At 60.5% G+C, this 23,484-nt stretch carries 21 protein-coding genes; 18 read left to right on the forward strand and 3 right to left on the reverse strand.

The features are described 5' to 3' along the window. Positions 1 to 9 precede the first annotated feature (9 nt). From BK660_RS29155 to BK660_RS29210, 10 genes are all read left to right on the forward strand, one after another. The gene (locus BK660_RS29155) at positions 10 to 2,166 is read left to right on the forward strand and encodes a type I secretion system permease/ATPase (RefSeq protein WP_123436282.1); all 2,157 of its coding nucleotides are present in this window, start codon (positions 10 to 12) and stop codon (positions 2,164 to 2,166) included. Beyond that, complete coding sequence (locus tag BK660_RS29160) at positions 2,156 to 3,523, forward strand: HlyD family type I secretion periplasmic adaptor subunit (RefSeq protein WP_123436283.1); 1,368 nt, start codon at positions 2,156 to 2,158, stop codon at positions 3,521 to 3,523. The genes BK660_RS29155 and BK660_RS29160 overlap by 11 nt, the downstream gene beginning before the upstream one ends. 305 nt (positions 3,524 to 3,828) lie before the next feature. Then, positions 3,829 to 4,716 carry a TauD/TfdA dioxygenase family protein gene (locus tag BK660_RS29165; RefSeq protein WP_123436284.1) on the forward strand — a complete coding sequence of 296 codons (888 nt, stop codon included), beginning with the start codon at positions 3,829 to 3,831 and terminating at the stop codon, positions 4,714 to 4,716. A gap of 18 nt (positions 4,717 to 4,734) precedes the next feature. Then, complete coding sequence (locus BK660_RS29170; protein WP_123436285.1) at positions 4,735 to 5,760, forward strand: ABC transporter substrate-binding protein; 1,026 nt, start codon at positions 4,735 to 4,737, stop codon at positions 5,758 to 5,760. 5 nt (positions 5,761 to 5,765) lie between these two features. After that, on the forward strand, positions 5,766 to 6,626 hold the full coding sequence (locus BK660_RS29175; protein ID WP_123436286.1) for an ABC transporter ATP-binding protein: 861 nt from the start codon (positions 5,766 to 5,768) through the stop codon (positions 6,624 to 6,626). A gap of 20 nt (positions 6,627 to 6,646) precedes the next feature. Then, positions 6,647 to 7,513 carry an ABC transporter permease gene (locus BK660_RS29180; protein ID WP_123436287.1) on the forward strand — a complete coding sequence of 289 codons (867 nt, stop codon included), beginning with the start codon at positions 6,647 to 6,649 and terminating at the stop codon, positions 7,511 to 7,513. A gap of 202 nt (positions 7,514 to 7,715) precedes the next feature. Then, positions 7,716 to 8,642, forward strand: coding sequence for a LysR family transcriptional regulator (locus BK660_RS29190; protein ID WP_123436289.1), 927 nt, complete (start codon positions 7,716 to 7,718; stop codon positions 8,640 to 8,642). A 213-nt stretch (positions 8,643 to 8,855) separates the two neighbouring features. Then, positions 8,856 to 10,391 carry an MFS transporter gene (locus BK660_RS29200; RefSeq protein ID WP_123436290.1) on the forward strand — a complete coding sequence of 512 codons (1,536 nt, stop codon included), beginning with the start codon at positions 8,856 to 8,858 and terminating at the stop codon, positions 10,389 to 10,391. 26 nt (positions 10,392 to 10,417) lie between these two features. Next, the gene (locus BK660_RS29205) at positions 10,418 to 11,482 is read left to right on the forward strand and encodes an HlyD family secretion protein (RefSeq protein ID WP_123436291.1); all 1,065 of its coding nucleotides are present in this window, start codon (positions 10,418 to 10,420) and stop codon (positions 11,480 to 11,482) included. Beyond that, positions 11,479 to 13,047 (forward strand): efflux transporter outer membrane subunit, encoded by a 1,569-nt coding sequence (locus BK660_RS29210; protein ID WP_123436292.1) that lies wholly within the window; start codon positions 11,479 to 11,481, stop codon positions 13,045 to 13,047. The genes BK660_RS29205 and BK660_RS29210 overlap by 4 nt, the downstream gene beginning before the upstream one ends. Here the strand turns inward: BK660_RS29210 and BK660_RS29215 are convergent. Further along, a complete protein-coding gene (locus tag BK660_RS29215; RefSeq protein WP_123436293.1) occupies positions 13,028 to 13,717 on the reverse strand; it encodes an NYN domain-containing protein in 690 nt (229 codons plus the stop codon). The two genes, BK660_RS29210 and BK660_RS29215, sit on opposite strands and share 20 nt — an antisense overlap. A gap of 601 nt (positions 13,718 to 14,318) precedes the next feature. On the opposite strand from BK660_RS29215, the gene BK660_RS29220 reads away from it, so the two are divergent. Further along, positions 14,319 to 15,890: a glycosyltransferase family 39 protein gene (locus tag BK660_RS29220; RefSeq protein WP_123436294.1), complete on the forward strand. Its 1,572-nt coding sequence runs from the start codon at positions 14,319 to 14,321 to the stop codon at positions 15,888 to 15,890. Between the two features lie 22 nt (positions 15,891 to 15,912). Here the strand turns inward: BK660_RS29220 and BK660_RS29225 are convergent, their stop codons facing one another. Beyond that, positions 15,913 to 16,671, reverse strand: coding sequence for a slipin family protein (locus BK660_RS29225; RefSeq protein WP_027926014.1), 759 nt, complete (start codon positions 16,669 to 16,671; stop codon positions 15,913 to 15,915). Positions 16,672 to 16,673: 2 nt separating this feature from the next. Continuing rightward, positions 16,674 to 17,207: an NfeD family protein gene (locus BK660_RS29230; RefSeq protein ID WP_123436309.1), complete on the reverse strand. Its 534-nt coding sequence runs from the start codon at positions 17,205 to 17,207 to the stop codon at positions 16,674 to 16,676. A 198-nt stretch (positions 17,208 to 17,405) separates the two neighbouring features. Between BK660_RS29230 and BK660_RS29235 the strand changes: the two genes are divergently transcribed. The 7 genes from BK660_RS29235 (at position 17,406) to BK660_RS29265 (ending at position 23,413) form a co-directional block, all read left to right on the forward strand. Continuing rightward, on the forward strand, positions 17,406 to 17,867 hold the full coding sequence (locus BK660_RS29235; protein WP_123436295.1) for an aminoacyl-tRNA deacylase: 462 nt from the start codon (positions 17,406 to 17,408) through the stop codon (positions 17,865 to 17,867). Between the two features lie 117 nt (positions 17,868 to 17,984). Further along, positions 17,985 to 18,230: a DUF2789 domain-containing protein gene (locus BK660_RS29240; protein ID WP_123436296.1), complete on the forward strand. Its 246-nt coding sequence runs from the start codon at positions 17,985 to 17,987 to the stop codon at positions 18,228 to 18,230. 150 nt (positions 18,231 to 18,380) lie between these two features. Continuing rightward, positions 18,381 to 18,809 (forward strand): MarR family winged helix-turn-helix transcriptional regulator, encoded by a 429-nt coding sequence (locus BK660_RS29245; protein WP_123436297.1) that lies wholly within the window; start codon positions 18,381 to 18,383, stop codon positions 18,807 to 18,809. Next, positions 18,806 to 20,878: an FUSC family protein gene (locus tag BK660_RS29250; protein WP_123436298.1), complete on the forward strand. Its 2,073-nt coding sequence runs from the start codon at positions 18,806 to 18,808 to the stop codon at positions 20,876 to 20,878. The genes BK660_RS29245 and BK660_RS29250 overlap by 4 nt, the downstream gene beginning before the upstream one ends. Then, positions 20,875 to 21,084: a DUF1656 domain-containing protein gene (locus BK660_RS29255; protein ID WP_046033221.1), complete on the forward strand. Its 210-nt coding sequence runs from the start codon at positions 20,875 to 20,877 to the stop codon at positions 21,082 to 21,084. The genes BK660_RS29250 and BK660_RS29255 overlap by 4 nt, the downstream gene beginning before the upstream one ends. Further along, a complete protein-coding gene (locus tag BK660_RS29260) occupies positions 21,081 to 21,968 on the forward strand; it encodes an efflux RND transporter periplasmic adaptor subunit (RefSeq protein WP_123436299.1) in 888 nt (295 codons plus the stop codon). The genes BK660_RS29255 and BK660_RS29260 overlap by 4 nt, the downstream gene beginning before the upstream one ends. Beyond that, positions 21,965 to 23,413: an efflux transporter outer membrane subunit gene (locus BK660_RS29265; protein ID WP_123436300.1), complete on the forward strand. Its 1,449-nt coding sequence runs from the start codon at positions 21,965 to 21,967 to the stop codon at positions 23,411 to 23,413. Before BK660_RS29260 ends, BK660_RS29265 begins: the two co-directional genes overlap by 4 nt. The last annotated feature ends 71 nt before the right edge of the window (positions 23,414 to 23,484 follow it).

The following is a 23,484-nucleotide window of genomic DNA, read 5'->3' on the forward strand; positions in this document are numbered from 1 at the left end:
GTGTCGAGCGTGGAATCAGAAGTCAGTCGGGTTCAACTCATCCATGATCCACGCGCGTTGCATGACGATCCGTTACTGGATGGCCTGCTCGCCCTGTGCACTCTGCACCAGAAACCGGCCAGCGCCGCGATGTTGACCACCGGCCTGCCATTGCCCAAGCAACGCCTGAGCGTAGAACTGCTGCCGCGCGCCGCTGCTCGCGCCGGTCTGCAAGGTCGGGTGATGCAACGCAAGCTTGAGCAGATCCCGGCGATTGCGATGCCGGCCCTGCTATTGCTCAAGGATGGCCGCAGTGCGGTCCTGCTTGGCTGGCACGGTGACGACCAGGCGCGGGTGCTGCTGAGCGAATGCGAAGGCGGCGAAAGTATCGTCAGTCGTGAACTGCTCGCCGACGACTACACCGGCAAAGTGTTTTTCGCTCAACCCCAGCACAAATTCGACGTCAACCACGGCACGCTGATTCCACGTGCGCGTTCGTGGTTCCGCGACACCCTCAAGCGTTCGCGCTGGCTGTACGCCGACGCCATCGCCGCCAGTTTCCTGATCAACATCATTGCCATGGCCGCGCCGCTGTTCGTGATGAACGTCTACGACCGCGTGGTGCCGAACCAGGCTGAATCGACCTTGTGGGTCCTGGCCATCGGCATTACCGGTGCCTACCTGTTCGACCTGATCCTGAAGAGCCTGCGCAGTCTGTGCCTGGACCTGGCCGGCAAGAAAACCGACCTGATCATCTCCGCCACCTTGTTCGAGCGCATTGTCGGCATGGCGATGAAGTACCGCCCGGCGCGGGTCGGCAGCTTCGCCCAGAACATCCACGAGTTTCAGAGCCTGCGCGACTTCCTCGCCTCGCTGACCCTGACCAGTCTGATTGACCTGCCGTTTACGCTGTTGATCTTCATGGTCATCGCGATCCTCGGCGGGCACCTGGTGTGGATCCCGGTGCTGGCGTTCCCGATTGCCTTGCTGATCGGCTACGCCTTGCAGAAGCCGCTGGTGGCGACCATGGAACGAACCATGGCCCTCGGCGCCGAGCGTCAGTCGAGCCTGATCGAAACCCTCGCCGGCCTCGACGCGGTGAAGGTCAACAACGCCGAAAGCGAACGCCAGTATCAGTGGGAACAAACCATCGGCACCCTCAGCCGCCTCGAACTGCGGGTGAAAATGCTCTCCGGTTTGGCGATGAACATCACCTTGCTGATCCAGCAACTGGCCGGGGTGATCATGATCGTCTTCGGCGTGTACCAGATCATCGACGGTCACCTGAGCATGGGCGGCCTGATTGCCTGCTACATGCTCAGCGGCCGCGCGCTGAGCCCGCTGGCTTCGCTGTCCGGCCTGCTGACCCGTTATCAGCAAGCGCGGGTGACCATGACCTCGGTCGATCAAATGATGGAGTTGCCGCAAGAGCGCAACTTCGAAGAGCGCCCGTTGAGCCGCAAGGTGCTGCAAGGTGCCATCGAGTGCCGGCAGATGAACTTCACCTACCCGCAACAGCAGAACCCGGCGCTGAAGAACATCAACCTGACCATCAAGCCAGGCGAGAAAATCGGCATCATCGGACGCAGCGGCTCGGGCAAAAGCTCCCTGGCCAAACTGCTGGTGGGCCTGTATCAGCCGGACGACGGCGCGCTGTTGGTGGACGGCGTCGACATCCGTCAGATCGACGTCAGTGAGTTGCGCCACAACATCGGCTACGTGGCGCAGGACATCCAGCTGCTGGCGGGCACCCTGCGCGATAACCTGGTGTCGGGCGCACGTTATGTAGAAGACGAATTGGTCCTGCAAGCCGCCGAACTGGCGGGTGTGCACGAGTTTGCCCGTCTGCACCCGCAAGGTTACGAACTGCAAGTCGGTGAACGCGGGCAGAACCTGTCCGGCGGTCAGCGCCAGAACGTCGCGCTGGCGCGGGCACTGCTGCTTGATCCGCCGATTCTGCTGCTCGACGAGCCGACCAGTGCCATGGACAACACCGGTGAAGAACGCCTCAAACAACGCCTCGCGGCGGTGGTTGAAAGCAAAACCGTGGTGCTGGTCACGCACCGGGCTTCGCTGTTGTCGCTGGTGGATCGCTTGATCGTCATCGACCGTGGACAAATTCTTGCCGATGGCCCGAAAGCCGCCGTGATGGAAGCGTTGAAGAAGGGGCAGATCAGTGTTGCTTAAGTCGGGTTTCAAGGGTGCGATCGGCCGTTACTTCAAAGGCTCCGAGTCGCTGCATGGCCAGCCACTGCCCGAGGTCAACAAAGCCCTCATCGAAGACGCCCCGCGCGTGGTGCGGCTGACGATCTGGGCGATCATCGCCTTCTTCGTGTTCCTGATGCTCTGGGCCAACTACGCGGTGATCGACGAAGTCACCAAGGGCGACGGCAAGGCGATTCCGTCGTCGAAGATCCAGAAAATCCAGAACCTTGAGGGCGGTATCGTTTCCGAGCTGTTCGTCAAAGAAGGGCAGATCGTCGAGGCCGGTGCGCCGCTGATTCGCCTCGACGACACGCGTTTCGCCTCCAACGTCGGCGAGACCGAAGCGGATCGCTTGTCGATGCTGCTGCGGGTCGAACGCCTGAGCGCGGAAGTCGACGACCGTCCGCTGAATTTCGCGGCGGATGTTCTCAAAGCCGTGCCCGTTCAGGCAGCCAGCGAAGAGTCGCTGTACACCAGCCGTCGTCAGCAACTGCACGATGAAATCGGTGGTTTGCAGGAGCAGTTGATCCAGCGTCAGCAAGAGCTGCGTGAGTTCACCTCCAAACAGTCGCAGTATCGCCAGCAACTGAGCATGCAACGCCAGGAAATCAACATGTCCGAGCCGTTAGTGGCCCAGGGCGCGGTGTCTCCGGTTGAAGTGCTGCGCCTGCGGCGTGCGGAAGTCGAAACGCGCGGACAACTGGATGCCACGACCCTGGCGATCCCTCGCGCCGAATCGGCGATCAAGGAAGTGCAGCGCAAGATCGACGAGACGCGCGGTAAATTCCGTAGCGAAGCCCTGACTCAACTCAACGAAGCACGCACCGACCTGAACAAGGCCCAGGCCACCGGCAAAGCGCTGGAAGACCGGGTCAGCCGAACGCTGGTGGCATCGCCGGTGCGCGGCATCGTCAACAAGCTGCTGGTGAACACCATTGGCGGCGTGATCCAGCCGGGCAGTGACCTGGTGGAAATCGTGCCGCTGGACGACACCTTGCTGGTCGAGGCGAAAATTCGCCCGCAAGACATCGCCTTCCTGCACCCGGGACAAGAGGCGACGGTGAAGTTCACGGCGTACGACTACACCATCTACGGTGGGTTGAAGGCCAAGCTTGAACAGATCGGCGCGGACACCATCACCGATGAAGACAAGAAGACCACGTACTACATCATCAAGCTGCGTACCGATCGCAGCCACCTGGGGACGGATGAAAAGCCGCTGCTGATCATTCCGGGGATGGTGGCGTCGGTGGATATCATCACTGGCAAGAAGTCGGTGCTCAGCTATTTGCTCAAGCCGATTATTCGGGCGCGGGCTGAGGCGTTGCACGAGCGATAATTTTTAGTGAGGCTGATGGCCCCTTGGCGAGTAGGCTCGCTCCCACATTGGACTTGTGTCGATCACAAAACCCCTGTGGGAGCGAGCCTGCTCGCGATGGCGGCCTCAAAAACGGTACATCCCTAAATGCCATATCGTTATTCACTAACGGTATTTAAATTTCAATTCTTATACCTATAAAGTCACTCCCCTGCGTACCTGCCGACCAATCGGCGCGCCGCACGACACGAACCAACACGGGACCTCCGTGAGTTTCTTGATCGACGCGCGCGCCCTTGAGCGTGCCGTGCGTGGGAGTGATTTTTATGTCAGCCGTCTCTGCTACCAACCGCATCGCGCCACAAACCTTCGACATCCGCCCTTTCAGCGGCGCCGTCGGTGCTGAAATCATCGGGCTCGACCTGTCTCTCCCGATCAATGACCAGGACTTCGCCCGCATCCATCGCGCGCACCTGGATCATCACGTCGTGGTGTTCCGCGACCAGCGCATCACCCCCGAGCAACAGATTGCCTTCAGCCGTCGATTCGGTGTGTTGCAGATCCACGTGCTCAAGCAATTCCTGCTGGCCGGCCACCCGGAAATCCTCATCGTTTCCAACATCATCGAAAACGGCCAATCCATCGGCCTCGGTGACGCCGGCAAGTTCTGGCACTCCGACCTTTCCTATAAAGAACTGCCAAGCCTGGGCTCGATGTTGCACGCCCAAGAGCTGCCGTCCGAAGGTGGCGATACCTTGTTCGCCGACATGCACAAAGCCTGGGACAACCTGCCCGACGCGTTGCGCAAAGCGGTTGAAGGCCGATCCGCTGCGCACTCCTACACGGCGCGTTACAGCGAGACCAAATTCGAAGGCAACTGGCGCCCGACCCTGACGCCGGAGCAACTGGCGCAAGTCGCCGAAGTGGTCCACCCGATCGTGCGTACGCACCCGGAAAACGGCCGTAAGGCGCTGTTCGTCAGTGAAGGCTTTACCACCCGCATCGTCGGTTTGCCGGAAGACGAGAGCCAGCAGCTGCTCGCCGAGCTCTACGCCCACAGCGTGCTGCCGCAAAACATCTACCGCCATCAGTGGCAGCCCCATGACCTGGTGTTCTGGGACAACCGCTCGCTGATTCACCTCGCCGCCGGATGCCCCAGCCATCTGCGCCGCAAGCTGTATCGCACCACCATCCAGGGCGACGCGCCTTTCTGATTTGTCGGAGATTTGATCATGTCCAAACGTCTTCCCTTTGCACCGCTGGCCGCCGCCATCGGCCTGGGTTTCAGCCTGATCGCCGGCAGCCTGGTGGCGCCGACCGCGGCTCATGCCGAAGGTGAAATCCGCATCGCCGAACAGTTCGGCATTGTTTATCTATTGCTCAACGTGGTGCGCGATCAGAACCTGATCGAGAAGTACGGCAAGCAGGAAGGCATCGACATCAAGGTCGACTGGACTCAGCTGTCTGGCGGCGCGGCGGTCAACGATGCGCTGCTCTCGGGCTCGATTGATATTGCTGGCGCGGGCGTCGGTCCGTTGCTGACGATTTGGGATCGCACCCACGGCAAGCAGAACGTCAAAGCCGTGGCCTCCCTCGGCAACTTCCCTTACTACCTGGTGAGCAACAATCCCAAGGTCAAAACCATCGCCGATTTCACCGAGAAGGACCGGATTGCGGTGCCGGCGGTAGGCGTGTCGGTGCAGTCACGTTTCCTGCAATACGCGGCCGCCAAGCAGTGGGGTGACAAGGAATTCAATCGCCTCGACAAGTACACCATTGCAGTGCCGCACCCGGACGCCACGGCCGCGTTGGTGGCCGGGGGCACCGAGTTGTCCGGGCATTTCTCCAACCCGCCGTTCCAGGATCAGGAACTGGCCAATCCCAACGTCCACGTGGTGTTGAACTCTTACGACGTGCTTGGCCCGAACTCGCCGACGGTGCTGTTCGCTACCGAGAAATTCCGTGACGAGAACCCGAAAACCTATAAGGCTTTCATCGCGGCGCTGACTGAAGCGGCGGAGTTTGCCCAGAACGACAAAGGCGCGGCGGCCGACACTTACATCCGCGTCACCAAGGCGAAAATCGACCGCGCCGCGTTGCTGAAAATCATCGACAACCCGCAGTTCGAATTCAGCGTCACGCCGAAGAATACGTATCCACTGGCTGAGTTTCTCTACCGCGTGGGCGCGATCAAAAACAAACCGGATTCGTGGAAGGATTACTTCTTCCAGGACGCCAAGCCACTGCAAGGGAGCTGATCGAAATGAACGCCCCTTTGCAAGGCCACACGGTCAGCAAATCGAACGTCGCAGCCCAGGCGCTGCTGTCGGTCGACAACGTCAGCCTCGAATACCGCACGCCGCAGCGTGTGGTTCGAGCGACCCATCAAGTGAGTTTTGAAATCGATCCGGCGGACCGCTTTGTGCTGCTCGGCCCGTCCGGTTGCGGCAAGTCGACCTTGCTCAAGGCGGTGGCCGGGTTCATTCAGCCGTGTGAGGGCGAGATCCGTCTGCAGGGGCAAACCGTGCACGCGCCGGGGCCGGACCGGATCGTGGTGTTCCAGGAGTTCGATCAGCTGCCGCCTTGGAAAACCGTCAAACAGAACGTCATGTTTCCGCTGCTGGCATCCAAAACCCTGAAACGTAAAGAGGCTGAAGAACGCGCGCTGCACTACCTCGAAAAAGTCGGACTGGCGGCGTTTGCCGACGCTTATCCGCACACCTTGTCCGGTGGCATGAAAGCACGAGTCGCCATCGCTCGCGCCTTGGCGATGCAACCGAAAATCCTCCTGATGGACGAGCCTTTCGCCGCCCTCGATGCGCTGACCCGCCGCAAGATGCAGGAAGAATTGCTGCTGCTCTGGGAAGAGGTGCGTTTCACGCTGCTGTTCGTCACCCACTCCATCGAAGAGGCGCTGGTGGTGGGCAATCGCATTCTGTTGCTGTCGCCGCATCCGGGGCGGGTGCGGGCGGAAGTCCACAGCCATCAATACGATTTGCACAGCCTCGGCGGCGTGGCGTTTCAAGAGTCGGCGCGACGGATTCATCGGTTGCTGTTCGATGAAGGGCAGTCGCCGGAAACCGAGCGTGAGCTGGATTTCTCCGACATTCGCATCGCTTATTGAGCCATTGAGAGGAGTGCCCGATGAGCCATTTATCATCTGCGCGTGAAGAGTTCGAAACGGTTTTGCTGCCGCTGACCAGCGTACCGCTGGAGCGTGAATTGCCCCTCGGTCAGCGCCTCTGGCAACAGGGGTGGATTCGCAAAAGCCTGATCCTGATATTGCTGGCGGTGCTCTGGGAAGTGGTCGCCCGCGTGCAGAACAACGACCTGCTGCTGCCGAGCTTTCTGCAAACGGCCAGCGCGCTGTATGACGGTTTGCTCAGTGGTGAATTGCTGGGCAAGGTCTGGATTTCGTTGGTGGTGTTGCTCAAGGGTTACCTGATCGGCATCGTCCTGGCGTTTGCCTTGACCACGTTGGCGGTGTCGACCCAGTTCGGTCGGGATTTGCTGAGCACATTGACCTCCATGTTCAACCCGTTGCCGGCGATTGCCTTGTTGCCGTTGGCACTGCTGTGGTTTGGCCTGGGGCAGAACAGTTTGATTTTTGTGCTGGTGCATTCGGTGCTGTGGGCCTTGGCGTTGAACACCTATGCGGGGTTTCTCGGGGTCTCGGAAACGTTGCGCATGGCCGGGCGTAATTACGGGCTCAAGGGCATGCGGTTTGTGCTGTTTATCCTGATTCCGGCGGCGTTGCCGTCGATTCTGGCCGGGTTGAAGATTGGTTGGGCCTTCGCATGGCGCACGTTGATCGCCGCGGAATTGGTGTTTGGTGCGACTAGCGGCAAAGGTGGATTGGGGTGGTACATCTTTCAGAATCGAAATGAGCTGTACACCGACAAAGTGTTTGCCGGCTTGGCGGTGGTGATTTTGATTGGGTTGCTGGTGGAGAATCTGGTGTTTGATTCGTTGGAGCGGGTGACTGTTAAGCGGTGGGGGATGCAGCGCTAGATTTTGTGTTGGCCGGTCTGGCCTCTTCGCGAGCAGGCTCGCTCCCACAGTGGATTTTTATTGACCGCCAATTTTGTGAACCACACAAAACCCTTGTGGGAGCGAGCCTGCTCGCGATGGGGCCAGCCCAGCCAACACATCACTGGGGGATGTTTGCTAGCATTGCGTCTGAATCAATCCAGATCAGCCACGAGTGCTCAGCATGCAACTCCCGGACATGAACCTGTTGGTCGCCCTCGACGCCTTGCTCGACGAGGGCAGCGTGGTCGGCGCCGCGCGGCGGATGAACCTCAGCCCGGCGGCCATGAGCCGAACGCTGACCCGTATAAGAGAAGCCATCGGCGACCCGATCCTGGTGCGCGCCGGTCGCGGTCTGGTGCCGACACCCAAGGCCCTTGAGCTGCGCGAACAGGTGCGCGACGTGGTCGAGCAGGCCGCCTTGCTGTTTCGTTCAGCCGATGAGGTGGACCTCGGTTCGTTGCGCCGCCGGTTCAGCATCCGCGCCAACGATTTTTTCGTCGGCGTCTATGGCGGCAAGCTGTTCGATACGCTGGAGCGCCAGGCGCCGCACTGCGAATTGCGTTTTGTGCCGGAAGGCGATGGCGATGATGAAGCGCTGCGCGAAGGGCGGATCGATTTAAGTGTCAGCAACAATCGTCCCGTCATGCCGGAAGTGAAAGTGCAGAACCTGTTCTCGACGCACTTTGTCGGTCTGGTGCGCGAGGACCATCCGCTGTTCGACGAAGAGATTACCGCCGAGCGCTACGCTGGTTTTTCGCATATCAGCATGTCGCGCCGTGGCATTGCCCGTGGGCCGATCGACACGGCCCTCAACGCACTGGGACTGGAGCGGCGGGTAGCGGTGATCGCGCCGAGCTTCCATGCGGCGATGTTCGCGTTGCCCGATTCCAATCTGATACTGCCGGTGCCCAAGGAAGCGTTGCTGAGCGTGCGCCGCCTGGGTTTGAAACTGCGCTCGTTCACTCTGCCGATCCCGCTGCCGACCCTGATGCTGACCCAGGCCTGGCACCCGCGATTTGACAACGACCCGGCTCACCGCTGGCTGCGTGAAACCCTGAAAGCCTGCTGCGACGAAACATGGCTGGCCGCACAACCACACTCAAGTTGACCGACGATCTAGTGTGGGAGCGGGCTTGCTCGCGAAAGCGGTGTGTCAGTCAACGTTGATGTTGGATGTGATGTCCTCTTCGCGAGCAAGCCCACTCCCACAGGGGGTTTGTATTGTTGCGTCTGACGCACTTATAACCTGTCGATAAGTCAGTTTTCGTCAGCCTCCATGCTTTTTAAAATGCCCCGGTACTTAATCCCGGAGCAAGCAGCAATGACTTCCCTCACGGTCACGGCACCCCTCGCCGCGACCCCACCAACCGCCGTCACGCCGCCGGTCTTCGGCCCGCGGATCATCATCGGTCTGGTGGGGGTGTTGCTGGCGGTGCTGGTGTCGGGCCTGAACGAGATGGTGACCAAAGTAGCCCTGGCGGATATTCGCGGCGCGTTGGCCATCGGTTACGACGAAGGCACCTGGCTGGTCGCCAGTTACACCGCGACCTCGGTGGCGGCCATGGCGTTTGCGCCGTGGTGTGCGGTGACGTTCTCGCTACGGCGATTCACCCTGTGCGCCATCAGCGTCTTCACGCTGTTGGGCCTGTTGTGTCCGTTCGCCCCGAACTACGAAAGCCTGCTGATCCTGCGCACGTTGCAAGGCCTGGCCGGCGGTGCATTGCCGCCAATGCTGATGACCGTCGCACTGCGATTCTTGCCGGCCAATGTAAAACTCTATGGCCTGGCCGGTTATGCCCTGACCGCCACCTTCGGCCCGGGGCTCGGCACGCCACTGGCCGGGTTGTGGACCGAGTATGTCGGCTGGCAGTGGACGTTTTGGCAAATCATCGTGCCGTGTCTGCTGGCGCTGGGAGCGGTGGCCTATGGGTTGCCCCAGGACCCGCTGCGTCTGGAGCGCTTCAAGCAATTCAACTGGCGCGGTCTGCTGCTGGGATTTCCGGCGATCTGCATGCTGGTGATCGGCATCTTGCAGGGCAATCGGCTGGACTGGTTCGAGTCGAGCCTGATCTGTGGATTGCTCGGCGGTGGGCTGGTGTTGCTGGTGTTGTTTCTGATCAATGAATGGTCGCAACCGATACCGTTTTTCAAGATGCAGATGCTCGGCATCCGCAACTTATCCTTCGCCTTGCTCACCTTGGCCGGGGTGCTGGTGGTGTTGCTGGCGGTGATCATCATTCCGTCCTCTTACCTCGCTCAGGTGCAGGGTTATCGCCCCGTACAGACCGCGCCGATCACGCTGTTGGCGGCGTTGCCACAGTTGATTGCGCTGCCGTTGGTGGCGGCGTTGTGCAACCTGCGATGGGTCGATTGTCGCTGGGTGTTGGGCGCGGGTTTGAGCATGTTGGCGCTGTCGTGCATCGGTGGTTCGCAGCTGACGTCGGCGTGGATTCGCGACGATTTCTACGCGCTGCAACTGCTGCAGATCTTCGGTCAGCCCATGGCTGTCCTGCCGCTGTTGATGCTGGCGACCGGCAGCATCTCGCCGATGGAAGGGCCGTTCGCTTCAGCCTGGTTCAACACGGTGAAAGGCCTGTCAGCGGTGATTGCGACCGGCGTCATCGAGGCGTTGACCACCGCCAGGCTGCATTTTCACTCGACGATGCTGGTGGACAACCTCGGCAACTCGCCCCTGGCCGAACGCGACAGCGCGGGCCTCGCTCACCGCCTGCACGAGCAGGCCGTGGTGCTGACGTCTTCCGATCTTTATCTGTGCATGGCGGGTGTCGCGCTGGCGTTGATCCTGCTGATTTTCTGGCTGCCGACGCGGATGTATCCACCGCGCGCGCCGACTTGAACGCTTCACTGAAACAGAAGGTTTTTATGACGACTCAATCCAAGCAAAAAATAGCTGTCGGTGTCGCCGTAGTGGTGGTGGTCGGCGTGCTGATTTGTCTGCTGACGCCCGGCCTGTTCGGTCAGCGCACGCAGCAGAAAACCAATGACGCGTTCGTCTCGGCGGACTTCACCCTGGTGGTCCCGCGCGTGGCCGGGTTTATCAAGGAGGTGCTGGTGGAAGACAACCAGCAGGTTAAGGCCGGGCAGTTGCTGGCGTTGATCGACGATCGTGATCTACGCGCCGCGGCACAGGCGGCGGACGCTGAAACCCTGGTCGCCAGGGCGCAGTTGCAAAATGCCCGCGCGACCCTTGAACGCCAGGCGTCAGTGATCGCTCAAGCTCAAGCCTCGGTAGTCTCGGCCAAGGCTGAAATGGCTTTCGCCGAGCATGAGTTGAACCGCTACGACCACTTGGCCGGCGTCGGGGCCGGCACGGTGCAGAATGCTCAGCAGGCGCGTACGCGCATCGATCAGGCCAATGCGCGGTTGGCCAACGCGATGGCGGTGCTGGCGGCGGAACGCAAGCAAGTGGACATTCTGACCGCCCAGCGCGATGCGGCGGAAGGTGGACTGAAACGGGCGCATGCCGCGCTGGAAATCGCCAGCTATGAGTTGTCTTACACGCGCATCGTCGCGCCGCAGGACGGCATGGTCGGCGAACGCGCCGTGCGAGTCGGCGCCTATGTGACGCCGGGTAGCAAGATTCTGGCGGTGGTGCCGCTGGCACAGGCTTACGTGGTGGCCAATTTTCAAGAGACTCAACTGACCAACGTTCAGCCTGGGCAGGTTGTGCAGGTGCGGGTTGATAGCCTCGGCGGTGAGGCGCTGAACGGTCGCGTCGAGAGCATCGCCCCGGCGACGGGCGTGACGTTTGCCTCGATCAAGCCGGACAACGCCACGGGCAATTTCACCAAGGTTGTGCAGCGGATTCCGGTGAAAATCGTCCTGGAACCTGGGCAGGCATTGGCTTCGCGGTTGCGCGTGGGGATGTCGGTGGAGGCGAGTATTGATACGGCGAGCGCGGTGTCGCATGAGGTGACTCAGCGATGAAGATTTTTGTTGGCCGGGCGGACGCCATCGCGAGCAGGCTCGCTTCCACAGGAGATCTCCTTTTGTGCGCAGATCCCATGTGGGAGCGAGCCTGCTCGCGAAGAGGCCGGTGGCCTCAACTCACCTTTTGCACCTTGCTGATCATGAGCCTGTCAGCCTGCACCGTCGGCCCCGACTTCCAGAAGCCTCAAGCCCGACAAATCACCGAATGGTCAAAACCCACCAAACCCGCCGCCAGTGAAGCGGTCACTGCCGACATGAACGAACGCTGGTGGGAGGTCTTCAACGACCCGAAACTGTCCGCCCTGACCCGACGCGCCCTGACCGACAACCTCGACCTGAAACTCGCCAGCAGCCGCTTGCAGCAAAGCCGCGCCGCACGCCAGGTGATCACCGCCAACCGTTACCCCAACACGGCCGCGACAGGCAGCTATGGACGCAAGCGCAACAGCGGCGAAGGCTTGAACGATCCCTCGGGACACAACGGTGACTCGGCATTCAACCTGTGGGATGCCGGTTTCTCCGCGTCCTGGGAGCTGGATTTCTGGGGCCGCGTGCGCCGCGAAACCGAAGCCGCCGACGCCACGCTGGAAGTCGCGGAAAACGATCGTCGCGGTGTGCTGCTGTCGGTGCTCGCGGAAACCGCTCAGGACTACATTCAGCTGCGCGGCGTGCAAAGTACTCGGGCTGTTACCGAGCAGAACCTCGATGTCGCCCGCCACAGTTTGAAACTCTCGCAACTGCGTCTGGCCGACGGCGTTGCCACCGACCTGGACGTCGCCGAGGCTGCCGCCCAAGTCGCCGCCATCGAATCGCGCCTGCCCGCGCTGGAGCAGCGTCAGTCGCAACTGATCAACGCGTTGAGCCTGCTGATGGGCGAGCCGCCGCAAGCGCTCTACGCCGAGTTATCCACAGACGCGCCCGTGCCGCAAACCCCGCGTCAGGTCGCGATCGGCTTGCCGTCGCAGCTGGCTGAACGCCGTCCGGATATTCGCCAGGCTGAAGCGCAACTGCACGCTGCCACCGCGAACATCGGCGTGGCCAAGGGTGATTTCTATCCACGGATTACCTTGTCGGGCAACCTGGGTTCGCAAGCCATGCAGCTCAGCGATTTTGGTTCGTGGGGCTCGCGTTCATTCGGCATCGGCCCGCAATTCAGCCTGCCGCTGTTTGACGGCGGTCGCCTGCGCGGCGTGCTGAACCTGCGCGAAGCCCAGCAACAGGAAGCGGCCATCGCCTACCAGCAAACCGTGCTGCGCGCCTGGCATGAAATCGACGATCAACTGACCGCCTACAACGCCAGCCAACTGCGCCGCGACAGCCTCGCCGAAGCCGTGCGCCAAAACCAGATCGCCCTGCGCACTGCGCAGCAGCAATACACAGAAGGCGTGGTGGACTTCGTTAATGTGCTGACGGTGCAAGGTGCATTGCTGGCGACTCAGGAGCAGTTTGTGGAGAGTTCGACCGGGGTTTCGCTGGCGATGGTCGGGTTGTACAAGGCGTTGGGCGGGGGATGGGAGTCGATGTATCCAGTGGCGAATGTCGTTACCAATAACCCGGTTTGATGGCGGGCGCCTTGTGCGTTGGTACCCGGTTTGCAAATTGATGTGTCTGCAGCTCTTCTGCGGTGACGACTCGTCGCATCCAGTGAGACTGTTCCTTTAAGGAGCCGGGCGGAGAGCGTTTAAATCCAGTTCTGTAGGGAAGGACAACGCCGACGGTTATGTGAGGAAAATCCTCTCTGATGGCTCTTAGTGCAGGAGCCATGTCTGTATCCCCAGAAACAAGAACGAGTTGTTGAATGCACTCAGCATGTTTGTCTTTCGTTTCTCTTGCAGCGGTGCGGTACATGCTTATCGCGATATGAACGTCAGTTTCTTTCTCTTCGAGTTTCCAGATGGCAACTTTGTCTTGGCGAGACGCACCGGTTTTTTTGTCGACAAAACGCGGTGCTCTTGCGGGCTCAAGTTGATGGCGACCATAGTGAACGGCAACATTGTTGGCCTTAAGCGCTCGGACGTAAGTGTCTTGGGCTTCCTTGGAAATTCTACCTCGGGTGGCAAGCTCCGGTTTGACAGAGGACGTGAAGTAGTCGATTGAGACAAGCGTGCTTTGAGGGTTTTCAATGTAGGCGATATGGGCCAATAACGTGGGCAGATTCAGCCATTTGTAGGGTGTTCCTGCAAGCAACCCGTAGACCACGTTGTAGCCATCGACGAAGAACGCGGTACGCACAAATTCAATCCTCAGAAACGAAAAAACCGGCCTAAGCCGGTTTTTTCACCCCAACTGCCAGAGAACTGAATCTCTGCGTACGGGGTTGAGTGGTGGGGTGATCCTAAATTGAGTGCGTCATGCACGTCAACCCTTGACTGACCAAGGTCCACTCGACTGAACGATGTCCAGTGCCGGCCGACTAGTTTTGTGCATTTACAGGGATGAAGGTCAATGCATTCCTGGCATCAGTTATGAGTGATTGTTGCTGGGGGATGGAGGAAATGTCGGTGTGGCAAGGGGTATATGAAGTGTCTATCGCCCACTTCAGTTTGTTTTGAATGAAGGTTCCCACTGCCATGTGGGATTCCTTACCGTTTATTCATTCGGTAGGGGATCAATCGATCACTTTGAAAAAATTGTCTTTTTGATACAACGCATTTCCATCCACTAACCGATTTGCACTTGACGCGCACTTTCGCAGTCGATGCCCTGCTCATCCATCTGAGAGTTACGGTCGCCGAAGGGGCACTGGTCGCAAAGCCATCATCGACGACGAACCTGTGCCGCCTTAAAGTGATCCATAGGCTTCGTGATGTCGGGCCGGTTGCAGGGGGAGGCAATGGAAGCGCGCAGAGAAACTTCGCTTGGCGGTACCCAGGATCCGCACGCGGTGCCTGGCGGCTGGGCGGTGGTACAGCGTTGGTTGCGGTGGGCGCAGGAACACCGGCTGTTGGCGATTCTGGCGTTGGCTGCCCTGGTGCGTTTCTACGACCTGACGGCGGCGGCGATTTGGGGCGACGAAGGGTCGAGCCTGCTGATGAGCCAATACTCATTGGCTGAAATATGGGTACATGCTGCCCATGACGTGCACCCGCCGCTGTATTTCATGCTGCTGCATGGCTGGATCGAAGTGTTCGGCGACGGCATTTTTTCGATTCGCTGCCTCAGCGCTCTGCCCGGGATCGTCACGGTATGGCTCGGCGTCTGGTTGATGGACTTGATCGCCACCCGGCGTGCTGCGTTACTGGCCGGTTTTCTCCTGGCGCTGCTGCCGACGGCGGTGCGTTATAGCCAGGAAGTACGGATGTACTCGCTGCTGGGCCTGTGGCTGATCGGCGCGACGATTGCGCTGGTCTACTGGATCAGGCATCCCCGGCGTACACGCTATCTGGTGGTGTATGTGCTGTTGATGAGCGCGGCGTTCTACACCCACTACTTCACCGCCCTGTGCGTGTTGTGCCACTGGCTGTACCTGGGCGTGATTCGCGTACTGCCAGAGTATCGCTTGCGCACTATTCAACGCCCCGGCTGGTGGCTGGCGAACGTGGCAATCGTGCTGATCTACCTGCCGTGGGTACCCAACCTGATCGATCTGATCCAGCACATGGATCTGCTCAAAGCCAACGGCGATGTGGGGTGGGAGTTGCCGGTCACATTCGGCTCGCTGCCGTCGATGATCTGGTCGTTGCTGACCCAGGATGATGGCGAAAACCTGCCGACGCTGGTTTTTATCGCGCTGCCGCTGGCGTTGCTGGCGATTGCAGGCGTGGCGCTGGCGCGGGACCGCAGCGTCATTCGCGGCAGTATCCTGCTGGTGATCTACACGGCGTTGCCGATGCTATTGGTATTCGGCGTATCGTTTATCTCGCCAGTGTTCATCGAGCGTTACCTGACGGCCTACGCACTGGGGTTGCCGATGATTGTCGCGCTGGCCATTGATCGCTTGTATTCAGGGTTTCGAGTGCTGGCGCTGGCGGTGCTGGTGCTGTTTGTCGGCGTCGAACTGGTCGGCTTGAAGAACAACGCCACGGTCGATACCCACGATCAGATCAATGTGATGGTCGATTACGTTAACCAGCACTTCGTTGCCGGTGACCAGATCGTCACCAGCGATATGCTCTGGTACCTCGCCTACGTTTATTACAACCGCACCGACGCCAAACCGTTGCTGTACACCCCGCCGCTGGCCAATGGCGGGTCGAGCCGGCCAAACGCCTATGGCTTTGGCACGCTGGTCACCCAGGACATTTATCTGGACCGCCTCGACAGCCTGCCCAAAGGCACTGGCCGCGTGTGGCTGATTGGCACCGTCGGTGTGCCGGACGAGTTCGCGCCGCTGCCCGTGGGCTGGAAGAACGCCGCCATAACGCAGGCGGGCGGGGCTAATGCGCGCTTGTTTGTGCTGCGTTGAAAGCCTTGGTATCGCCTCTGCCTTACGGCTTCGACGACAAATCCGCCATGCCCTTGAGCAGTTCAATCGGTAGCGGGAAGACAATGGTTGAGCTCTTGTCCCCGGCAATCGAGCTCAGCGTCTGCATGTAACGCAACTGCATGGCCCCGGGCTGACGGCCGAGCATTTCGGCGGCCTGCATGAGTTTTTCCGAGGCCTGCAATTCACCTTCGGCGTGGATCACCTTGGCCCGGCGTTCCCGTTCGGCTTCTGCCTGCTTGGCAATGGCGCGGACCATCGACTCATTGAGGTCCACATGTTTGATCTCGACGTTGGCAACCTTGATGCCCCAGGCGTCGGTCTGGGCGTCGAGCACTTGCTGGATATCGATGTTCAGCCGTTCGCGCTCGGCCAGCAGTTCATCGAGCTCATGTTTACCCAGCACCGCTCGCAGAGTGGTCTGGGCCAATTGGCTGGTGGCCGCGAGAAAGTCTTCGACCTGGATAATCGCCTTCTGTGGATCGAGCACGCGGAAATACAGCACCGCATTGACCTTGACCGAGACGTTGTCGCGGGTGATGACGTCTTGCGGGGGAACGTCGAGGACGATGGTTCGCAGGTCGACACGGACCATTTGCTGGACCACCGGGATCAACAGGATCAAGCCGGGGCCCTTGACCTGCCAGAAGCGTCCGAGCTGGAACACCACGCCGCGCTCGTATTCGCGCAGGATGCGGAAGGTCGACCCCGCCAGTGCAATCAGCAGTAGCAGCAGCGCGGCAAAACCTACTTGCAGGCCCATGTTTATTCTCCCACCGGCGCCGCGTCAGCCGCGGCCACTTGCAACAGTAATCCTTGTCGCGCCACCACCCGGACGTGTTGCCCCGGCTGCAGCGGTGTCGAGCTTGAAACCTGCCAGCGCTCCCCTTGCAGATGCACCCAGCCGTTGCAGGCATTGTCGGGCAGCAACGACAGGACCGGCGTCACGCTGCCCAGCAGTCCGGCATCACCACTGACGTTGCGCCGGGGTCGGGTTTTCAGGGCGCGGATCAGCAGGAAAATCAGCAGCAGGGCGCTCACCAGTCCCAGGCCGATCATCAAGGGAACAGGCATTTCGGTATTGGTCAGAATCACCGCGCCGATCACGAACATCACAATGCCGCCCAAACCGATCACGCCGTAATTGGGCAACGCGGCCTCGGCGATCAGAAAGGCGATGCCGAAAGTGATCAACCAGATCCCGACGGGATTTGGCATCAGCAGCACAACGGTGTCGGCGGCGAACACCGAGCCGCTCAACACCAACAGCAGTGCAACGGCACAGCAACGAATATTCACGTGACCCTCCGCGAGAGTCATCAGGTGGCTCTGTATACAGTTTAGTTGAGCCTGGGCATCTCTGAATTCTGCTCACTTTACGATGGCGTCCGATGGGCGGATTTCCCGCCGGCATGCACCATCAGGCCTAGACTTTCAGTACGAAGAAAAGCGTCAACCATCGTCCGCTCGTCACTGTTGCGGACACCGAGGTGCATCATGCGTATGGCAAGAACCGTGCAGAGAAGCCTGGAAACGGCTCACTGCGAATATGACATCGTGACCCATCCACATTCGGCCAGCAGCCTGGAAACGGCGCGGGTCGCCGGCATTCCAGCAGAGCGGATGGCCAAGTCGGTCATCCTCGACGACCACCACGGCCATTACCTGATGGCCGTACTGCCTGCCAGCCGTCATCTGGACCTGAGCAAAGTCCGTAGCAGCGGCGAATGGCAGGTCTCGCGGGAAAGCAATCTGCCGCACCTGTTCGATGATTGCGAACGCGGTGCCGTGCCGGCGCTGGGTGAGGCTTATGGGCTGGATGTGGTCATCGACCCGTTGGTAACCCGGCAGAAAGACATCTATCTGGAAGCGGGCAATCACACCAATCTGCTGCACATGGCCATGCCGCAGTTCTTGAAAATGGTGCCGCATGCCGAGGTGCGGGAATTGAGTCAGTGAGTGTTGTGTTTTCAGTGCTGCCGCCTTCGCGAGCAGGCTCGCTCCCACAGTTGACCGTGTGTCCATGTGGGAATGAGCCTGCTCGCGAAACATTTTTCCTATTTCAAGGAGCCCGACATGGAATCCCCAACCCACACCCTGCCCAACCTGTTCAAGCAACTCGGCCTGGAGGATGACGCCGAGAGCATCGATAAATTCATCGCTACCCACTCACCGCTCAAGCCCGAACTGCACCTTGCAGATGCGTTTTTCTGGAGCGAGTGCCAAGCGCAGTTTTTGCGGGACGATATTTTGGATGATGCGGATTGGGCGGAGGTGGTGGATCAGTTGGATGTGTTGTTGAGGAAGGGGCGGGGGGTATAAATATTCCAAACCCATGAACATGCGCGGTCGCCCTGATCGCGCCAATTTGTTTCAAAACTTGACCACCTTTCCCCCCAAATGCGATATTGATAGTTAGCAAACTAACAGTGTGTATCTCCCCTCGTGCCGAAGAACCTCGACGCTCTCCAGATGAACATCAGCAGCTCCATGGTGGTGGCCGCCAGGCATTGGCGGAAGATCTGCCAGACCACGCTGGTCAACTATGGAATCTCCGAAGCCTGCGCCGTCCCGTTGTTGATGATCGGGCGTTTGGGCGAAGGTGTGCGTCAAGTGACGGTGGCGCAGGCGGCGGGGATGGAGAGTCCGTCCCTGGTGCGCTTGCTCGATCAGTTGTGTCATTCGGGCTACGTCTGCCGCACCGAAGATGCCCATGACCGACGCGCCAAGTGCCTGAGCCTGACCGCCACCGGTCGCGAATTGGTGCAGGCGGTCGAAATCGAGCTGGTGCGCCTGCGCCATGAAGTGCTTGAAGGCATCGACCAAAGCGATCTGGAAGCTACGCTTCGGGTACTGAAAGCCTTTGAAGCGGCGAATGCGCCGTCGGTGGTCAACCCTTGAGCGGATTTTTCAGCGGTATGCCCGCCGCGCGAGACTGGTTCTACGGGGTGCGTACTTTTGCCGCCTCGATGATTGCGTTGTACATCGCCCTGCTCATGCAGATGCCGCGTCCGTATTGGGCGATGGCCACGGTCTACATCGTGTCCAGCCCCTTTGTCGGCCCTACCAGTTCCAAGGCGCTCTACCGTGCCATCGGTACCTTTTTTGGCGCGGCGGCAGCGGTGCTTTTTGTGCCCATGTTTGTCCAGAGTCCCTACGTATTGGTGGTGGTCATCGCGCTGTGGACCGGGACGTTGCTGTTTCTGTCCTTGCACCTGCGCACCGCCAACAACTACGCCTTGATGCTCGCGGGTTACACCTTGCCGCTGATCGCCCTGCCGGTGGTGAACAACCCCTTGGGCGTCTGGGACGTGGCGGAAGCGCGGACGGAAGAAATTTTCCTCGGCATTGCCGTGGCAGCGGTGGTCGGCGCCATGTTCTGGCCACGGCGGCTGGCGCCGGTGTTCAACGATGCGGTGAGCAAATGGTTTACCGATGCTTCGACGTACAGCCTGCGTTTTCTCAGTCGTCAGGTTGAGCCGAATGAAGTCAGCGCGCTGCGCTCGGCCATGGTCACGACCTTCAACACCCTGGAATTGATGATCGGCCAATTGCCGCACGAGGGCGCGCACCGGCAAACCGTGCGCAACACCAAGGAACTGCGCGGGCGGATGATTCACCTGTTGCCGGTGATCGACGCCCTCGACGATGCGCTGTATGCCCTTGAGCGGCGCACGCCCGAGCTAGTGGAAAAATTCGCACCGATACTGGCCGCCACCACCGAATGGCTCAATCACAAAGACGCCGACCTCGCTCGCTGGCAGGCGCTGAAAGATCAGCTTGATGCCCTGCAACCGTCCGCCGAAGCCCTGAACGATCGCAAACAGCTGCTGTTCTCAAACGCGTTGTATCGCCTCGGCGAGTGGATCGATGTGTGGCAAGACTGCCGCAGCCTGCAATACGCCATCCAGTGCGAAAGCCCGGACAGCTGGCGCGCGGTGTATCGCCACTGGCGCCTGGGTCGCCTGTCACCGTTTCTCGACCGTGGGCTGATGCTCTACTCGGCGGCCTCGACGGTCACCGCGATCATCGTCGCCTCGGTGCTGTGGATTCTGCTCGGCTGGACCGATGGAGGCTCGGCGGTGATTCTGGCCGCCGTGTCGTGCAGTTTTTTCGCCTCGATGGATGACCCGGCACCGCAGATTTTCAGGTTCTTTTTCTGGACCGCAATGTCCGTGGTGCTCGCCAGCCTGTATCTGTTCCTGGTCCTGCCCAACCTGCATGATTTTCCGATGCTGGTGCTGGCGTTTGCCGTGCCGTTTATCTGCATCGGCACCCTGACGGTCAAGCCGCAGTTTTACCTGGGCATGCTCCTGACCCTGGTCAACACCTCGTCCTTTATCAGCATTCAAGGCGCCTATGACGCGGATTTCCTCAGCTTCGCGAATTCCAACCTGGCCGGCCCCATCGGGTTGTTGTTTGCCTTCATCTGGACCCTGATCGCCCGGCCGTTCGGTGCGGAACTGGCGGCCAAGCGGCTGACCCGCTTCAGTTGGCGCGACATCGTCAATCTCAGCAAACCGGCAAATCTGGCCGAACACCGGCAATTGGGCGTACACGTGCTCGATCGTCTGATGCAGCACTTGCCGCGTCTGGCCATGACCGGCCAGGACACCGGCATCGCGTTGCGTGAGGTGCGTGTGGCGTTGAACGTGCTCGATCTGCTGGCTTACACGCCGCGAGTGGACGGTGTACCGCGAGCGCTGCTGCATCAGGTGGTGGCGGAAGTCGGTGAGTATTTCAAGGCCTGTCTGAAGGCGGATGAGCGTCTGCCGGCCCCCGCCCCGTTGCTGATGACCCTCGACCGCGCCCGCCGGGCACTGGACACGAATTGTGATGAGGATGCCCGTCTGAATTTGTTGCATGCCCTGAGCGGCCTGCGCCTGGCGTTGTTGCCAGGCGTGGAATTCGTAAGCTCGGGCGAACTCGAAGAACCGCTGCCCCATGGCATCGATGGAGCGCCTTTATGATCGGTGATGTGGACATCAGCGGGGTGTTTCTGCCCACGCTGCTGGTATTGATGGGCATTACGTATGTGTTGTTCCTGTTGGTGCACGGGTTGTTGATGCGCTTGCACTTTTACCGTCTGGTCTGGCACCGGGCATTGTTCAACGTGGCTCTCTACGCTTTGCTGCTCGGCGCCGTGGACTCACTCAGTCGATACCTGATGACATGAAAAAACCTTTTTTGACCCTGGGTCGCGTGGTCCTGACCCTGTTGATCGTGACCTTCGCCGTCGTCGTGGTCTGGCGCATGGTGATGTACTACATGTTTGCGCCGTGGACTCGCGACGGGCATATCCGTGCCGACATCGTGCAAATCGCTCCGGACGTGTCCGGGCTGATTCAGCAAGTGGATGTGCGCGACAACCAATTGGTGAAACGCGGCCAGGTGTTGTTCAGCATCGATCAGGACCGTTTCAAACTGGCCCTGCGCCAGGCCAAAGCGGCGGTCGCCGACCGTCAGGAAACCCTGGCTCAGGCTCAACGCGAAGCCAAGCGTAACCGTGGCCTGGGCAATCTGGTGCCGGGCGAGCAGCTGGAAGAAAGTCAGTCCCGGGTCGCTCGCGCCGAAGTGGCGTTGATGGAAGCGCAAGTGGCGGTGGACAGCGCTCAATTGAACCTCGACCGCTCGACCATCCGCAGCCCGGTCGACGGCTACGTCAACGACCGTGCACCGCGTGCGCAGGAATTCGTGACAGCCGGGCGGCCGGTGTTGTCGGTGGTCGACAGTAATTCATTCCACATCGACGGTTATTTCGAAGAAACCAAACTGAACGGCATTCATGTCGGCCAAAGCGTCGACATCCGCGTGATCGGCGACCGCGCGCGGCTGCGTGGACATGTGGAAAGCATCGTCGCCGGCATCGAAGACCGCGACCGCACCATCGGCAACAACCTGCTGCCGAACGTCAACCCGGCATTCAGCTGGGTGCGCCTGGCACAGCGGATTCCGGTGCGGATCGTCTTTGACGATGTGCCGGCGGACTTCCGCATGATCGCCGGGCGGACCGCGACTGTGTCGATCCTCGACGATCAACCGCAGGAGCCGGCGAAATGAGCAAGGCGTCGGGTTTGGCGGTTGCCGGATTAGGTTTGCTGCTGTCGGCCTGTCAGGTAGTTGGCCCGGATTACCATTTGCCCGACGAAGCGGCTGTTCATCGACCCGATTTGCAGGGCGATCTGGCGGTCGACGGCAAAACGGTGGTGTCCGCACCGGTGCCGGCCGATTGGTGGCGCCTGTACAAGGACCCGAGACTCGACCAGTTAGTGCAACAGGCCATGGCGTCCAATACCGACTTGCGCGTTGCGGCGGCCAGCCTGTCTCGGTCCCGCGCTCAGGTCGATGAGGCAGAAGCGGCGGGTGGCTGGAGCGGCGGTGTGAAGATGGGCGCCCAGCGATTGCAGGAGTCTGGCCAAGCGTTCCTGCTTCCGGAAAAAGTGCCGGTGGCCAACGTCGGCGATATCGGCATCAGCGCGTCGTACCAGTTCGATCTGTTCGGCACGTTGCAGCGCGGCATCGAGGCGGCCAAGGCCAACGCCGATGCGACGCAGGCAGCTGCCGATACGGCTCGCATCACCGTGGTGGCCGACGTGGTCCGAGCCTACACCCAAGTGTGCGCGGCCAATGAGGAGCGGGAGATTGCCCAGCACTCCCTCGACCTGCAGGCCCAGAGCACCACGCTGATCCAGCGTCTGCGCGATGCCGGCCGTGGCGACGAAACCCAGGTCACCCGTTCGCAAACCCAGTTCAAATCCCTGCGCGCCGACATGCCGCGCTATGAGGCCTCGCGTCAGGCCGGGCTGTATCGCCTGTCGATGTTGCTGGCCAAGCCAGTGGATCAACTGCCGGCCGGCACCGCCACCTGCGACGAGCTGCCGAAAATCGCCCAATTGATTCCGGTGGGCGATGGCGCCGCATTGCTCAAGCGTCGTCCCGATGTGCGGCAGGCCGAGCGCCGGCTGGCGACTGCGACGGCCGGGATTGGCGTCGCCACGGGTGAGCTGTACCCGAACATCAGCATCGGCGCGACCATCGGCACCGTCGGTATCCTCGACGATCTCGGCGACCCGTCCACCAACCGTTGGGGCTTCGGTCCGTCGCTGACCTGGAACGTGCCGACCAACGGCGCCCGGGCACGCATCCGCGAAGCCGAAGCGGTGACCCAGGCGACGCTGGCGCATTTCGATGGGGTGGTGCTCAACGCCATTCGCGAAACCCAGACCAGCCTGGCCCAGTACGCCGCGTTGTTGCAACGTCGTGACGCCCTGGCAGACGCCGAGCAATCGGCAAGACTGGCAGCGGACCAGACGCATCGTTTCTTCCAGGCCGGGCGCGAATCATTCCTGGCGGACCTGCAAGCGACCCGCACCTACACGGATGTCACAGCGCAACTGGCCGCTGCCAACACCCAGGTTGCCGCCAGCCAGATCGATTTGTTCCTCGCCTTGGGCGGCGGCTGGGAAAGCGGACGAACGCAAGGCACGAACACCAGCAAACCCTGAGGCCGTTGCTATGCTTTGAATTGATGGAGTCGCGAGTCGACTTCATCGATCAAGCTCGCGTTGGTCATGGG

Source organism: Pseudomonas brassicacearum (genome assembly GCF_003732265.1).
Taxonomy (GTDB): Bacteria; Pseudomonadota; Gammaproteobacteria; order Pseudomonadales; family Pseudomonadaceae; genus Aquipseudomonas; species Aquipseudomonas brassicacearum_D.

Coding starts and splice junctions, on each gene's coding strand:
- BK660_RS29260 (WP_123436299.1), top strand. CDS start 21,081: ATGAAAAAACCTTTTTTGACCCTGGGTCGCGTGGTCCTGACCCTGTTG.
- BK660_RS29190 (WP_123436289.1), top strand. CDS start 7,716: ATGCAACTCCCGGACATGAACCTGTTGGTCGCCCTCGACGCCTTGCTC.
- BK660_RS29210 (WP_123436292.1), top strand. CDS start 11,479: ATGAAGATTTTTGTTGGCCGGGCGGACGCCATCGCGAGCAGGCTCGCT.
- BK660_RS29175 (WP_123436286.1), top strand. CDS start 5,766: ATGAACGCCCCTTTGCAAGGCCACACGGTCAGCAAATCGAACGTCGCA.
- BK660_RS29165 (WP_123436284.1), top strand. CDS start 3,829: ATGTCAGCCGTCTCTGCTACCAACCGCATCGCGCCACAAACCTTCGAC.
- BK660_RS29205 (WP_123436291.1), top strand. CDS start 10,418: ATGACGACTCAATCCAAGCAAAAAATAGCTGTCGGTGTCGCCGTAGTG.
- BK660_RS29245 (WP_123436297.1), top strand. CDS start 18,381: ATGAACATCAGCAGCTCCATGGTGGTGGCCGCCAGGCATTGGCGGAAG.
- BK660_RS29240 (WP_123436296.1), top strand. CDS start 17,985: ATGGAATCCCCAACCCACACCCTGCCCAACCTGTTCAAGCAACTCGGC.
- BK660_RS29225 (WP_027926014.1), bottom strand. CDS start 16,671: ATGGGCCTGCAAGTAGGTTTTGCCGCGCTGCTGCTACTGCTGATTGCA.
- BK660_RS29170 (WP_123436285.1), top strand. CDS start 4,735: ATGTCCAAACGTCTTCCCTTTGCACCGCTGGCCGCCGCCATCGGCCTG.
- BK660_RS29220 (WP_123436294.1), top strand. CDS start 14,319: ATGGAAGCGCGCAGAGAAACTTCGCTTGGCGGTACCCAGGATCCGCAC.
- BK660_RS29255 (WP_046033221.1), top strand. CDS start 20,875: ATGATCGGTGATGTGGACATCAGCGGGGTGTTTCTGCCCACGCTGCTG.
- BK660_RS29200 (WP_123436290.1), top strand. CDS start 8,856: ATGACTTCCCTCACGGTCACGGCACCCCTCGCCGCGACCCCACCAACC.
- BK660_RS29235 (WP_123436295.1), top strand. CDS start 17,406: ATGCGTATGGCAAGAACCGTGCAGAGAAGCCTGGAAACGGCTCACTGC.
- BK660_RS29180 (WP_123436287.1), top strand. CDS start 6,647: ATGAGCCATTTATCATCTGCGCGTGAAGAGTTCGAAACGGTTTTGCTG.
- BK660_RS29265 (WP_123436300.1), top strand. CDS start 21,965: ATGAGCAAGGCGTCGGGTTTGGCGGTTGCCGGATTAGGTTTGCTGCTG.